Source organism: Oerskovia rustica, assembly GCF_014836555.1.
In the GTDB taxonomy this organism is placed as follows: domain Bacteria; phylum Actinomycetota; class Actinomycetes; order Actinomycetales; family Cellulomonadaceae; genus Oerskovia; species Oerskovia rustica.
The window spans coordinates 1-12,539 of sequence record NZ_JACSQQ010000029.1 but is presented as its reverse complement, the minus strand read 5'-3'; the positions used below and the strand labels follow the sequence as shown (position 1 = coordinate 12,539).

Here is a 12,539-nt window from a genome sequence, read left to right as displayed (position 1 = left end):
GACCGCACGTGCGGTCGGGGCCCTGCGTCGTCCGGGGGAGCGTCAGCCGCGGTTGCGGACCTCGGGCTCGCCGAGCTCGGAGTGCACGACGACGATGCCGCCCTGGACGGCGGGGTCGCCCTGGCCGTCGGTCGCCTCGACCAGGTCGAGCGGGCCGGTCACGCGGCCCGCGCCACGGACGTCTTCCGCCGCAGCGCGCACGCCCTCGATCGACGTGGCGGGGACGGCCAGCGTCACCGCGAGGATCGGGGTGCGCATCGACACCTTGGCCTCGGACTTGACCTTGCGCAGCGCGGCCAGCGCGTGACCCGCGGCGGTCAGGACCGCAGGGTCGGCGTCGCCGGCGCCCGTGCGCAGACCGGCCGACGTGGGCCACGGTGCGCGGTGCACCGAACCCGTGCGCCACCACGACCACACCTCTTCGGTCGCGAACGGCAGGTACGGCGCGAACAGCCGCAGCATCGTGTCGAGAGCCAGGGCGAGCGCGACGCGAGCCGACTGCGTCGCGGACGTGACGTCGTCGGGTCCGGCGCCAGCGCCGTAGGCGCGGTCCTTGACGAGCTCCAGGTAGTCGTCGCAGAACGCCCAGAAGAAGGTCTCCGAGAGCTCCAGGGCGCGCGTGTGGTCGTAGGTCTCGAGCGCCTCGGTCGCGCGGTCCACGACGTCGGCGAGGCCCGCGAGCATCGCGCGGTCGATCGTCTCGGTCACCAGAGCCGGGTCGAGCGTGATCTCGCTGCCGCCGAACGACAGCGCGAACTTGGACGCGTTGAGGACCTTGATCGCGAGGCGGCGGCCGATCTTCATCTGGCCGACCTCGAACGCCGCGTCGGTGCCCAGGCGCGCCGAGGCCGCCCAGTAGCGGACCGCGTCGGAGCCGTGCTCCTCGAGCAGGCCCATGGGCGTGACGACGTTGCCCTTGGACTTGGACATCTTCTTGCGGTCGGGGTCCAGGATCCAGCCCGAGATCGCGGCGTTGGTCCAGGGGAGCGACCCGTGCTCGAGGTGCGAGCGGACCACCGTGGAGAAGAGCCAGGTGCGGATGATGTCCTGGCCCTGGGGGCGCAGGTCCATGGGGAAGACGCGCTCGAACAGGTCCGGGTCGGACTCCCAGCCGCCCGCGATCTGCGGGGTGAGCGACGAGGTGGCCCACGTGTCCATGACGTCGGGCTCGCCCACGAAGCCGCCCGGGACGCCGCGCTGGTCGGCCGTGTAGCCCGCAGGGACGTCGGAGGACGGGTCGATCGGCAGGAGCGCCTCGTCGGGGACGATCGGGTGCTCGTAGTCGGTCTCGCCCGACTCCAGGACGGGGTACCACAGCGGGATCGCGACGCCGAAGAAGCGCTGGCGCGAGACGAGCCAGTCGCCGTTGAGGCCCCCGACCCAGTTCTCGTAGCGCACCTGCATGAACTCGGGGTGGAAGTCGAGCTCCTTGCCGCGCGCGAGCAGCTCCTCGCGCAGCGCCACGTCCCGACCGCCGTTGCGGATGTACCACTGGCGCGAGGTCACGATCTCGAGGGGCTTGTCGCCCTTCTCGAAGAAGTTCGCCTTGCGCTGGGTCGCGACGGGCTCGCCGTCCAGGTCGCCGGCCTCGCGGAGCGCGTCGACGACGGCCGAGCGCGCCGAGAACGTCGTCTTGCCCGCGATCTCCTCGAACAGCGCGACCGACCGCTCGGACGTGAGCCACGCGGGGGTCTCGCGCGTGATGCGCCCGTCACGGTTGATGATCGAGCGCGTCGGGAGCTGGAGCTCGCGCCACCACTGGACGTCGGTCAGGTCGCCGAAGGTGCAGCACATCGCGATGCCCGCGCCCTTGTCCATCTGCGCGGCGGGGTGCGCCAGGACGGGCACCTCGACGTCGAACAGGGGAGAGGTGACCGTGGTGCCGAACAGGCCCTGGTAGCGCTCGTCGTCGGGGTGCGCGATGAGGGCCACGCACGCTGCGAGCAGCTCGGGGCGTGTCGTCTCGATGTAGACCTTCTCGCCACCGGGTGCGTGGAACGCGACCTTGTGGAAGTGGCCGGGGTAGTCGCGCGCCTCGAGCTCGGCCTGCGCGACTGCCGTCTGGAACGTGACGTCCCACAGGCCCGGGGCCTCGGACTGGTAGGCCTCGCCGCGCGAGAGGTTCCGCAGGAACGCCTTCTGCGCGACGATGCGGGCCGGGACGCCGATGGTCTGGTAGTGGTGCGACCAGTCGACCGACAGGCCCAGGCGGCGCCACAGCTCCTCGAACTGGACCTCGTCCTCTGCCGTCAGCCGCTCGCACAGCTCGACGAAGTTGCGGCGCGAGACGGGCTGCTGGTCCGCGGCCTTGACGCTCTTGCCTTCTGCGCCCTGGAGCGGCGGCTCGTAGCCCTCGACGTACGGCAGCGACGGGTCGCAGCGCACGCCGTAGTAGTTCTGCACACGGCGCTCGGTCGGCAGGCCGTTGTCGTCCCACCCCATGGGGTAGAAGACCTCGCGGCCGCGCATGCGCTGGAAGCGTGCGACGACGTCGGTGTGCGTGTAGGAGAACACGTGACCCACGTGCAGCGAGCCCGAGACCGTGGGCGGCGGGGTGTCGATCGAGTAGACCTGCTCGCGCGTCCTGGCGCGGTCGAACGAGTAGGTGCCCTGCTCGGTCCAGGCGGCGTCGAACTTGGTCTCGAGGCCGTCGAGGCTCACCTTGTCCGGTACCTCGCCGACCACGGCGCGGACTACCTCGGTGCCCTCGGTGGGGGCGGGTGCGGCGGTGGTCTGGGTGGCGGGTGCGGGCGTGGTGCCCTCGGCGGGTGAGCTCATGGACGACATTCTCCCAGAATCTCGGAGGCCCCTGCGAAACGGCCGGTCCCCGGACGGAGCCGGGGTACCCGAGTTTTCCCGAATGAAACAAAGGTCAAAGGTCCCTGGTTGACATGGTCATCGGCTCGTAACCTTCAAGCAAAGGCGGGGGCGTACGTGGACGCGCCCCATCATCTCGACGCCTTTCGTTCGAGGTCCGACCCAGGAGTTGCAATGACAGTGATCGACAGCGTGGCCGTGCACGGAACCGGAAGCATCCCCGCCGGCATGGTCCTTCCCCCCGCTGTCCAGGCCGCCCTGGATGCTTGTGCGAACGTCATCGTCCCGTCCTCCCGCGAGGAGCTCTACCGGCTCGCGCTCGGCCCCGAGGGCGGGCCCCGGTTCACCGTCGAGTACGACGTGCTCGGCACGCCGGTGCCCGAGGCCGAGGTGGTGCGGTGCAAGAACGGCATCGCCGTGAACTACCCCGAGGACTACATGCGTCGCCGTGACCCCGACTGCATGCGCATCGCCGACGACCTGCCCACCGACAAGCCGCGCTACCGGGACGTGTTCGGGGCCGAGTTCGCCGACGTCAAGGCCGAGACGCTCGACTGGCTCGCGGGGCAGGACCTCGTCGTCGTGCCCTTCAAGGCAGGCGGCCTCACGCACGGCTACCCCTCGCTCGCGATCTGCCCCGTCAACTCCGCGTTCTTCGCGCTGACGCTCGTGGACCTGCAGGGCTGGGTCACGTTCGACGAGATCGGCCCGTTCGAGCCGCGCTCGATCCTCTACGTCGCCCCGCCGTTCCGGCACACCCACTTCGAGGGCCGCCAGGTCGTGGTCCACGACCGCACCGACACGCTGCACGAGGTCTTCGCGTACAACCTCTACCCGGGTCCCAGCGCCAAGAAGGGCGTCTTCTCCGTCCTCCTCGACGTCGGGGAGCAGGAGGGCTGGGTCACCGCGCACGCGTCGTCGGTCCGCGTCACGACCCCGTACGAGAACGAGACGGTCATCATGCACGAGGGCGCCTCGGGCGGGGGCAAGTCCGAGATGTGCCAGGAGATCCGTCGCCAGGAGGACGGGCGCATCCTGCTCGGCACCAACGTCGTGACCGACGAGCCCTACGTCATCAACCTCGGCGAGACGAGCGCCCTGGACCCCGTGACCGACGACATGACCCTGTGCCACGTCGACCTCCAGACGGGCGACGGGCGCCTCGTGGTCGCCGACGCCGAGGACGGCTGGTTCGTGCGCGTCGACAACCTCACCGGCTACGGCCAGGACACGCACCTCGAACGGGCCTGCATCCACCCCGACCAACCGCTCGTCTTCTTCAACATCGACGGCGTCCCCGACGCGACCGTGCTGCCCTGGGAGCACACGCTCGACTCGACGGGCAAGCGCTGCCCCAACCCCCGCGTGGTCGTGCCCCGCCACCTCCTGACCGACGTCACAGGCGCCGAGGAGGTCGACGTGCGGACCTTCGGCGCCCGGATGCCGGCCTGCACCCGCGACAACCCGACCTACGGGATCATGGGCATGATGCACATCGTGCCGCCGTCGCTCGCGTGGATCTGGCGGCTCATCGCCCCGCGCGGGGACAAGAACCCCTCGATCGGCGAGTCCAAGACCGCGACCGACAAGCTGGCCCACGGCGGCATGGTCGCCGAGGGCGTCGGGTCGTACTGGCCCTTCTCGACCGGCACCAAGGTCGCGGCGGCGAACCTCCTGCTGCGCCAGCTCGTCGACATGGACCGCACGCGCTACGTGCTCACGCCCAACCAGCACATCGGCGCCTACAAGGTCGACTTCGCGGCCGAGTGGCTCACCCGCGAGTACCTCGCCCGTCGTGGCGGCGGCAAGCTGCGGGCCGAGGAGCTGACCCCCTCGCGCTGCGCGTTGTTCGGCTACACCCTCCAGGAGATGAAGATCGACGGGCAGCTCGTCCGCCCGACCTTCCTCAAGCCCGAGATGCAGTCCCAGGTGGGCGTCGAGGCGTACGACGCGGGCGCGAGGATCATCACCGACTTCTTCAAGAGCGAGCTCCAGCAGTTCCTCACCGACGACCTGGACCCGCTGGGACGCCAGATCATCGAGGTCTGCCTGCGCGACGGCTCGGTCGAGGAGTACGCGGCGCTGACCCCGCTGTTCACGTGACCGGCCCCCGCTGAGCGGTCCACGTCGAGCAGCACGGCCCTCCGGTCCACGGGACCGGGCGGCCGTCCGTCGGCCCCTGCTGCGCGACCGCGGAGTGGGTGGCGGGCACGCGTACTAAGGTCGGTCCATGGACTTGACGATCGGCTACGCCGCCATGCTCGAGCAGTTCCACCCGACCGAGGTCATCGCCCTCTCCGAGTACGCCGAGAGCAAGGGCTTCTCGGGTGTCATGGCCGCAGACCACTTCCAGCCGTGGGTCCCCGCGCAGGGGCACTCGGCGTTCGTGTGGAACGTCCTGTCGGCCCTCGGCGAGCGCACGCGCGGCGACCTGGGACCGGGCGTCACGGCACCCACGTTCCGCTGGCACCCCGCGATGGTCGCGCAGGCCTCGGCGACGCTCGCCGCGATGTACCCGGGACGGCACTGGCTCGGCCTGGGCTCGGGCGAGGCCCTCAACGAGCACGTCACGGCGCAGTACTGGCCCGAGGCCCCCGAACGCATCAACCGCATGTTCGAGGCCATCGACATCATCAAGAAGCTCTTCGCGGCGTCGCTCGCGGGCAAGGACACCAAGCACGCGGGGCAGTTCTACAAGCACGAGTCCACGCGACTGTGGACCATGCCCGAGGTGGCGCCCGAGATCCTCGTCGCCACGGCCGGCCCGGTCACCGCGAAGCGCGCAGGCAAGCACGCCGACGGACTCATCACCGTGGGTGCGCCGCTCGAGAAGATCTCGATGCTGTTCGGCAAGTTCGACGACGGTGTCCGCGAGTCCGGCCGCGACCCGCAGACCATGCCCAAGGTCCTCCAGCTCCACATGTCGTGGGCCGAGACCGACGAGGAGGCGCTGACGAACGCCATGACGGAGTGGCCCAACGGCGGCATGAAGTTCCCCAAGGCCGACATCCGCTCGCCCTTCGACTTCGAGCAGATGGCCAAGCTCGTGCGCCCCGAGGACTTCGAGGGACGCCTCGTCATCTCGTCCGACCCCGACGTGCACCGCGCCTACATCCAGAAGTTCGTCGACCTGGGCTTCGACCGTATCTACCTGCACAACGTGGGCCGCAACCAGCGCGAGTGGATCGACACGTTCTCGCGCGACGTCCTGCCGAAGCTCGTCCGGTGACGGACATGCCCACCGCCCGGCCCGACGGCGCAGCCCTCCCCGGTGCAGCGGCGTCGCCCGGGGCGCGCCACGCCGAGGGTGACGAGACCCGCTTCACGGTCGTGGCGCCGTCGGGCATCGGGGAGGTCTCGCCCGGGGACGACCTCGCACGCATCGTCGGGGACGCGCTCGACCGCGAGGGCGGGCTGCGCGACGGGGACGTCGTGGTCGTGACGAGCAAGGTCGTGTCCAAGGCCGAGGGGCGCGTCGTCGCGGCCGCCGACCGCGAGCAGGCCATCACCGACGAGACCGTACGCGTCGTCGCGACGCGTCCGTACCCGGGGGGCGTGCTGCGCATCGTCGAGAACCGGCTCGGGCTCGTCATGGCCGCCGCCGGCGTCGACGCCTCGAACACCCCCGAGGGCACCGTGCTGCTGCTGCCCGTCGACCCCGACGCCTCGGCGCGCGCGCTGCGGGCGGTGCTCGCGGAACGGTTCGGGGTGCGCCTCGGGGTCGTCGTGTCCGACACGGCCGGGCGTGCGTGGCGCGAAGGGCTCACGGACCTCGCGATCGGCGTCGCCGGGGTGGTCGCGCTCGACGACCTGCGCGGAGGCGTCGACGCCCACGGGCGCGAGCTGTCCGTGACCGTGACGGCCGTCGCGGACCAGATCGCGGCGGCGTCCGAGCTCGTGCGCGGCAAGGCCGCGGGGCGACCCGTGGCCGTGGTGCGCGGCCTCGGTCGGTTCGTGACCGACGACGACGGACCAGGGGCACGCGTGCTCGTGCGGGCCTCGGAGACCGACATGTTCCGGGAGGGATCCGCCGAGGCGTACGCGCGGGGAGTGACCGCGGGACAGGTGGCCGGTCGAGCGGCGATCGAACGGGTCGCCCACGAGGGTGGGTACGCCGACGGGTACCGCGAAGGTTTCGCCGAGGGATTCCGCGAGGGGACGGGCAACCCGGTGCAGGGCTGATCCCTCGGTGGGGGGTCGAGGGTGCAGTTCGGGTGGTCAGCGTGGGGGCTGCGCGACCCGAGCTGCACACTCGGCGATCGGGTCGTGCGGTCGGTCGGCGGTAGGTGCGTGTTCGGCCCGTGCCGAGCCCCGGGTGCGTCAATTCGCTGGGCGCCCGGACGTGGTCGTCGCTATCGTTCCGGGATGCTCCCCACCGACTGGATCCCGCACCGCCGACCCGACGACCGTGAGCACGTCGGCTGGATCCGCCCCGAGGGCGACGCCTGGGTCGCCGTCTCGCTCCTGGGCCACGACCTCACCGACCCGGTCGACTGGCTCGACGCCGAAGAGGTGCTCGACCGCGCGGGACTGTCCTGGCTCGCCGACGTCTGGATGCTCGAGGACGAGGGCGGCGAACCGCTGCGCGTCCGCCTCGTCGAGGTCACCCCGGAGCACGTCGTCGTCCAGACCGACGACTTCGGGGCGATCGACGCCCACGTCGTCCGGTACGAGCTGCCGTGGCCGGCGCCCGCGCGACTGCGACCGCGACGCGCCGACGACCCCGACGGACGAGTGGTCTTCGGTCCCGCCTGACGAGGCACGTCGAGCGACCCGGCGCAGGCCGCCGCGCACACGCCGGCCCGGCGCACGCGTCAGTCCGTGGTCGTGACGCCCTCGTAGAGGCCGAGCTGGTTCCCGTCGAGGTCCTCGAAGACGGCCCACCAGCTCGTCGGGCTGATCTGCGTCCTGGCCATGAGGACCTTGCCGCCGAGCGAGCCGACCTGGGCGAGCGTGTCGTCGATCGAGTCGACCTCGACGTAGCTGCGCGGGGTGGTGAACCCTTCCTCGCGCGGCGCGAGCCCGCCCCCGCTGATCTGGTTGGGGGCGCGCCACATGGGGTACCCCTCGAAGCCGGGAACCTCGGCGATGTCCCAGCCGAACAGCCCGCTGTAGAACGTGCGGGCCGCGTCGGTGTCGCCGACGGGGATGTCGATGTGCGTGATGTCGCCGTGAGCCATGGGAACTCCTCCGGAGGGCGAGCGGGCGCACGGAAGCACGCCCGACGTCTCCACGCTACGTCCGTCGAGCGCAGCAGGCACCCGTCGGACCGGGGGAGCGACGTCGTCGGGCATCCGTGCTGGCTGCCCACCACGGCGACGGGAGGGCTCAGCCCTTGGCGGCCCGCTCCGCCTTCGCCGCGGCCTTGGCCGCCTTCTTCGTCTCGCGCACCTGGTCGAGCGAGTGCTGGTCGACGACGTCGGCGATCGAGCGTCGCGCGCCGTCCTCGCCGTACGCGCCGGCCGCCTCGCGCCACCCCGCGGGCTGGACGCCGTACTGCTTGCCCAGGAGCGCGAGGAAGATCTTCGCCTTCTGCTCGCCGAACCCCGGCAGGGCCTTGAGCCGCTTGAGGACGAGCGGGCCGTCGGGGGTGCCGCCGTCGGGCCCCGGGTCGGTCCAGAGGCGCGTGACGTCGCCGTCGTACTGCTCGTCGACGACCTGCGCCACGGCCTGGACGCGGCCCGCCATGGAACCCGGGTAGCGGTGGATCGCCGGGGGAGTGGCCGCCATCGCGGCGAACCCCTCGGGCTCGGCCGACGCGATGCGGTGCACGTCGAACCCGCCCATGCGCTGGGAGATCTTGAGCGGCCCGGCGAACGCCGACTCCATGGTGACCTGCTGGTCCAGGAGCATGCCGACGAGCAGCGCGAACGGGTCGGTGGACAGCAGCGTGTCGGCTTCCGGGTCGCCGGTGAACCACAGGTCGTGTGCCATGTCCCCATCATCGCAGCCGTGCGGGGCGGGTGCCGGAGCGGCCCGGGAGACCCCTCAGCGCGGCGGTCCCACCCGCCCGTCGAGGAACTCGTCGACCCGCAGCCCCCGCAGCGCGACCCTGATCACGGCGGGCACGAGCCGCAGCCCGTCGTCCCCGTGCAACCGCCGCAGGTCGTCGACGACGTAGCCGCGCCCACCTCGCGTGAGCCCGAACAGCCCGACCGCCTCGACGTTCCTGAGCCAGTCGACGTCGGCCCCGTACGTCAGGGCGACGATCACGCGGACCTCGCGCGGGGCGTCGGTCGAGGGCGGTTCGCGGAACGCCATGACGGGCGTCGCGAAGGGGCGACCGCTGTGCCGCCCGTGGTGGTGGACGGTCGCGAACGGTGGCACGCGCGACGAGACGCGCAGCACGAACGGGTTGAGGAACCGCCGGTTGCTCCGGGCGATCACGTGCGGGATGGGCATGTCAGCCATGGTGCGCGCGTGGGTGAGGTGTGGCCACCGCGCAGCGCAACAGCGAGCCGCTCGTCGAGCACGACGTTGCGCGCACCCGAGCACGACCTCGTGGTCGTCAAGACCGCCATCGCGACCGCAACCTCGTCCTCGGCACCTGAAGAGCCTTCCGGCGCTGCGGCGAGGCGGACCGTCAGGCGGCCCCCGCCTCCGCCCCTGCCCGTTCCCTGTGCGCCGTCGGGCTCATGCCTCGCACCCGCGTGAACGCGGCACTCAGCGCGAACGGCGTCCCGTACCCGACCTGCCGGGCCACGGAGCCGACGGTCGCGCCAGGCTCCAGCAGGAGGTCGGCCGCGAGGGTCAGGCGCCACCCGGTGAGGTAGCTCATGGGCGGCTCCCCCACGAGCTCGGTGAAGCGGCGCGAGAATGCCGCCCGCGACAGACCGACCGTCCGCCCGAGCGACTCCACGGTCCAGGGGCGGGCCGGTTCGTGATGCATGAGCCGCAGCGCGTGCCCGACGACGGGGTCGGCGTCCGCGCGGTACCACCCGGGGGCGTCGCCGCGGTCGAGCCAGGCGCGCAGCGCGCCGATGAGCAGGATGTCGAGGAGCCGGTCGAGCACGGCCTCCTGGCCGGGCCGGTCCTGCGAGACCTCGCGCGCGAGCAGCGACACGAGGTCGGCGTCGAGGTCGCCGCGGCGCAGCACGAGCAACGGCGGCAGCACGCTCAGCAGCCGGCCACCCACCTCGCCGTCGAGCGGGTAGGTCCCGGTCAGCAGCACGGTCGGCCCGTCGGGGTCGTTGCCCCAGGTCCGCACGCCGAGGTCCACGAGGGGCGAGGGGCCGTCCCCGACGGCGCGGCAGGCCCCGACGGCGTCGCTCACCATCTGCGGCGGTGTCCCGGGGGAGTCGGCCACGGTGTAAGGGCGCGGACCGCGCACGAGCGCGACGTCGCCGTCGCCGAGGTGCGCCTCGAGCCGGGGCTCGTCGGGGCTCCGCCCGGCGTCCATGCCGATCCAGGCCGTCCCTCGCACGACGGGCACGAGCGTGAGCGGTGCCTCGTCCTCGATGCGCATCGACCACGGTGGGGAGAGGAGCGAGCGCAGCAGGAAGGCGCCGCGCGCGCGGGGCCCGTCGAGGAGTCCGGCGACAGCGTCCATGTCTCGACGGTACGCCGCCCGCTCGCGCTACGGAAGACGAACGGACATGCGGACGAGCGGTTCAGCCATGGAACGTCTCACCTCGGGCCGGTTGACTCGAACCACGGCAACGCATCGACGACCGCATCCCCTCGATCTCAGGAGACCCGACATGACCACGCGCCAGCCCTACCCCTCGCCCGCAGTCCCCACCGCTGCGCCTCTCGTCGCCGTCGTCGGCGCGACGGGAAAGTCGGGTCGCCGGGTCGCGGCCCGCCTGACCGCGGCGAGCGTCCCCGTCCGTCCCGTCTCGCGCAGCACCGAGGTGCGTCTCGACTGGGACGACCCGGCGACCTGGGGCCCCGCGGTCGCCGGTACCGGCGCCGTGTACGTCGCCGTCGCCCCCGACCTCGCGGCCCCCGGGATCCCGGAGGTCGTCGCCGACTTCGCGCGCGTCGCCGCCCGCGAGGGGGTCCAGAGGTTCGTCCTTCTCTCAGGACGTGGTGAGCCCGAGGCGCAACGCGCCGAGCAGCTCGTCGCCGACGTCTTTCCCGCGCGGACCGTCGTGCGGTGCGCGTGGTTCGCGCAGAACTTCAGCGAGAGCTTCCTGCTGGACCCCGTGCTCGACGGCGTGGCCTTCCTCCCGGTGTCGGACGTCGTCGAGCCGTTCGTCGACCTCGAGGACGTGGCCGAGGTCGCCGTGGCGGCGTTGACCGAGCCGGGCCACGAGGGGCGCGTCTACGAGCTCACGGGACCGCGGCTGCTGACCTTCGGCGAGGCGCTCGCGGAGATCGGCGCGGCGAGCGGCCGGGACGTCCGGCTCGAGACCGTCACGGGTGACGAGTTCGCGGCAGGCCTGAGGGCGGCGGGCCTCCCGTCCGACGCCGTCGACCTCGTGCGCTACCTCTTCGAGGAGGTCCTCGACGGACGCAACGCGCACCTGGCACCCGGAGTCCGCGAGGCGCTCGGGCGCGAGCCGGGGGACTTCGCCGAGTTCGTCCGCCGCGAGGCCACCGCCTGGTCGGCGCCGTCCGGCTCCCCGGCAGCCCCCACGTTCTCCGAGGTCCACTGATGGACGTGCTCGGAGTCCTCGGATGGGCGGTCGCCGCGGCAGCCGTCGGCTGCGGACTGGTCGGGGGAGTGCTCTTCGCGTTCTCGACCTTCGTCATGGCGGGGTTGCGGTCGGTCGCCCCGGAGATCGGCGCGGTCGCGATGGCCTCGATCAACCGTCACGCGACCAAGGCGCCCTTCGGTTCGCTCCTGCTCGTCACGACCGGCCTCGTGACGGTCCTGGGCGTCGTCGCCGCGACGCGGCTCGGCGACGCGGGGATGTCGCTCGTCCTCGCCGCGGCCGTGGCCTACCTCGTGGGCGGGATCGGTGTGACCGCTGCCGTCAACGTCCCGCTCAACGACCGCCTCGAGGCCGCGGACGCGGCGGTCTCTACCTCGGGTCCACGGTCGGGCGAAGCCTCGTCCTCGGGTGGAGGGGCGGGCGGGGCGAGGGTTCGCCCCGCGAGCCCGACGGCGGAGCGGGACCAGGTCTGGAGGGTATTCCTCGGGCGCTGGGTCGCCTGGAACCACGTGCGGACGTGTGCGTGCGCGGTGGCCGCGCTGCTCCTGACCCTGGGACTGGTGACGCGCCTCGTGGGGTGAGCGGCGCCGTCGGGCCTGGTCCTGGACCGGGACCGGGGGGACGGGCAGGAATAGCCGCTCCTGCGCCGAGGTTTGCCCCGGTATGAGCGAACAGAGCTGGGGCGACGACGCCACGATCCGCCGCGTCCTCGCGGACACCGAGACCTGGGCCGTGGTGGGCCTGTCGAACAACTCGGCCCGCGCGGCGTACGGGGTGGCACAGCTGCTCCAACGTCAGGGCAAGCGGATCGTGCCCGTCCACCCGGCGGCCGAGACGGTGCACGGTGAGCAGGGGTACGCCTCGCTCGCCGACATCCCGTTTCCCGTCGACGTCGTGGACGTGTTCGTGCGTTCCGACCTCGCGGGCGACGTGGCGGACCAGGCCGTGCAGGTCGGCGCCCAGGCCGTCTGGTTCCAGCTCGGCGTGGTCGACGAGGACGCGTTCGCCCGCGTGCGCGAGGCCGGCCTGGACATGGTCATGGACCGCTGCCCCACCCGCGCACGGGGCGCCCGGTCCTGGTCTTCGGTGACTGACCCCGCCGTGTCACCCGAGCTGCCGAGA

12 protein-coding genes are annotated in these 12,539 nt (G+C 72.2%); 7 read left to right on the top strand and 5 right to left on the bottom strand.

The window, feature by feature from the left end; translation table 11 throughout:
* Nucleotides 1-42: 42 nt before the first annotated feature.
* Complete coding sequence (valS, locus tag H9652_RS15150; protein ID WP_191796988.1) at nucleotides 43-2,778, bottom strand: valine--tRNA ligase; 2,736 nt, start codon at nucleotides 2,776-2,778, stop codon at nucleotides 43-45.
* Between the two features lie 213 nt (nucleotides 2,779-2,991).
* On the opposite strand from valS, the gene H9652_RS15145 reads away from it, so the two are divergent.
* The 4 genes from H9652_RS15145 (at nucleotide 2,992) to H9652_RS15130 (ending at nucleotide 7,572) form a co-directional block, all read left to right on the top strand.
* Nucleotides 2,992-4,920, top strand: a complete 1,929-nt coding sequence (locus H9652_RS15145; protein WP_191796987.1) for a DUF4914 family protein — start codon at nucleotides 2,992-2,994, stop codon at nucleotides 4,918-4,920.
* A gap of 127 nt (nucleotides 4,921-5,047) precedes the next feature.
* Nucleotides 5,048-6,046, top strand: coding sequence for a TIGR03557 family F420-dependent LLM class oxidoreductase (locus H9652_RS15140; protein WP_191796986.1), 999 nt, complete (start codon nucleotides 5,048-5,050; stop codon nucleotides 6,044-6,046).
* Nucleotides 6,047-6,051: 5 nt separating this feature from the next.
* Entirely contained in the window at nucleotides 6,052-6,999 is a 948-nt protein-coding gene (locus H9652_RS15135; protein ID WP_191796985.1) for a coenzyme F420-0:L-glutamate ligase, read from the top strand.
* Nucleotides 7,000-7,182: 183 nt separating this feature from the next.
* Nucleotides 7,183-7,572 carry a hypothetical protein gene (locus tag H9652_RS15130; RefSeq protein WP_191796984.1) on the top strand — a complete coding sequence of 130 codons (390 nt, stop codon included), beginning with the start codon at nucleotides 7,183-7,185 and terminating at the stop codon, nucleotides 7,570-7,572.
* A 59-nt stretch (nucleotides 7,573-7,631) separates the two neighbouring features.
* Here the strand turns inward: H9652_RS15130 and H9652_RS15125 are convergent, their stop codons facing one another.
* The 4 genes from H9652_RS15125 to H9652_RS15110 form a co-directional block, all read right to left on the bottom strand.
* Nucleotides 7,632-7,997 carry a VOC family protein gene (locus H9652_RS15125; RefSeq protein WP_191796983.1) on the bottom strand — a complete coding sequence of 122 codons (366 nt, stop codon included), beginning with the start codon at nucleotides 7,995-7,997 and terminating at the stop codon, nucleotides 7,632-7,634.
* 148 nt (nucleotides 7,998-8,145) lie between these two features.
* Complete coding sequence (locus tag H9652_RS15120; RefSeq protein WP_191796982.1) at nucleotides 8,146-8,751, bottom strand: HhH-GPD-type base excision DNA repair protein; 606 nt, start codon at nucleotides 8,749-8,751, stop codon at nucleotides 8,146-8,148.
* A gap of 54 nt (nucleotides 8,752-8,805) precedes the next feature.
* Nucleotides 8,806-9,219, bottom strand: coding sequence for a PNPOx family protein (locus H9652_RS15115; protein WP_191796981.1), 414 nt, complete (start codon nucleotides 9,217-9,219; stop codon nucleotides 8,806-8,808).
* Nucleotides 9,220-9,400: 181 nt separating this feature from the next.
* Entirely contained in the window at nucleotides 9,401-10,366 is a 966-nt protein-coding gene (locus H9652_RS15110) for an AraC family transcriptional regulator (RefSeq protein WP_191796980.1), read from the bottom strand.
* Between the two features lie 151 nt (nucleotides 10,367-10,517).
* Between H9652_RS15110 and H9652_RS15105 the strand changes: the two genes are divergently transcribed.
* The 3 genes from H9652_RS15105 to H9652_RS15095 form a co-directional block, all read left to right on the top strand.
* The gene (locus tag H9652_RS15105) at nucleotides 10,518-11,417 is read left to right on the top strand and encodes a Rossmann-fold NAD(P)-binding domain-containing protein (protein WP_191796979.1); all 900 of its coding nucleotides are present in this window, start codon (nucleotides 10,518-10,520) and stop codon (nucleotides 11,415-11,417) included.
* The gene (locus H9652_RS15100; protein WP_191796978.1) at nucleotides 11,417-11,998 is read left to right on the top strand and encodes an anthrone oxygenase family protein; all 582 of its coding nucleotides are present in this window, start codon (nucleotides 11,417-11,419) and stop codon (nucleotides 11,996-11,998) included. The genes H9652_RS15105 and H9652_RS15100 overlap by 1 nt, the downstream gene beginning before the upstream one ends.
* Before the next feature lie 82 nt (nucleotides 11,999-12,080).
* The coding region (locus tag H9652_RS15095) for a CoA-binding protein (protein ID WP_191796977.1) at nucleotides 12,081-12,539 on the top strand (459 nt) is incomplete at its 3' end.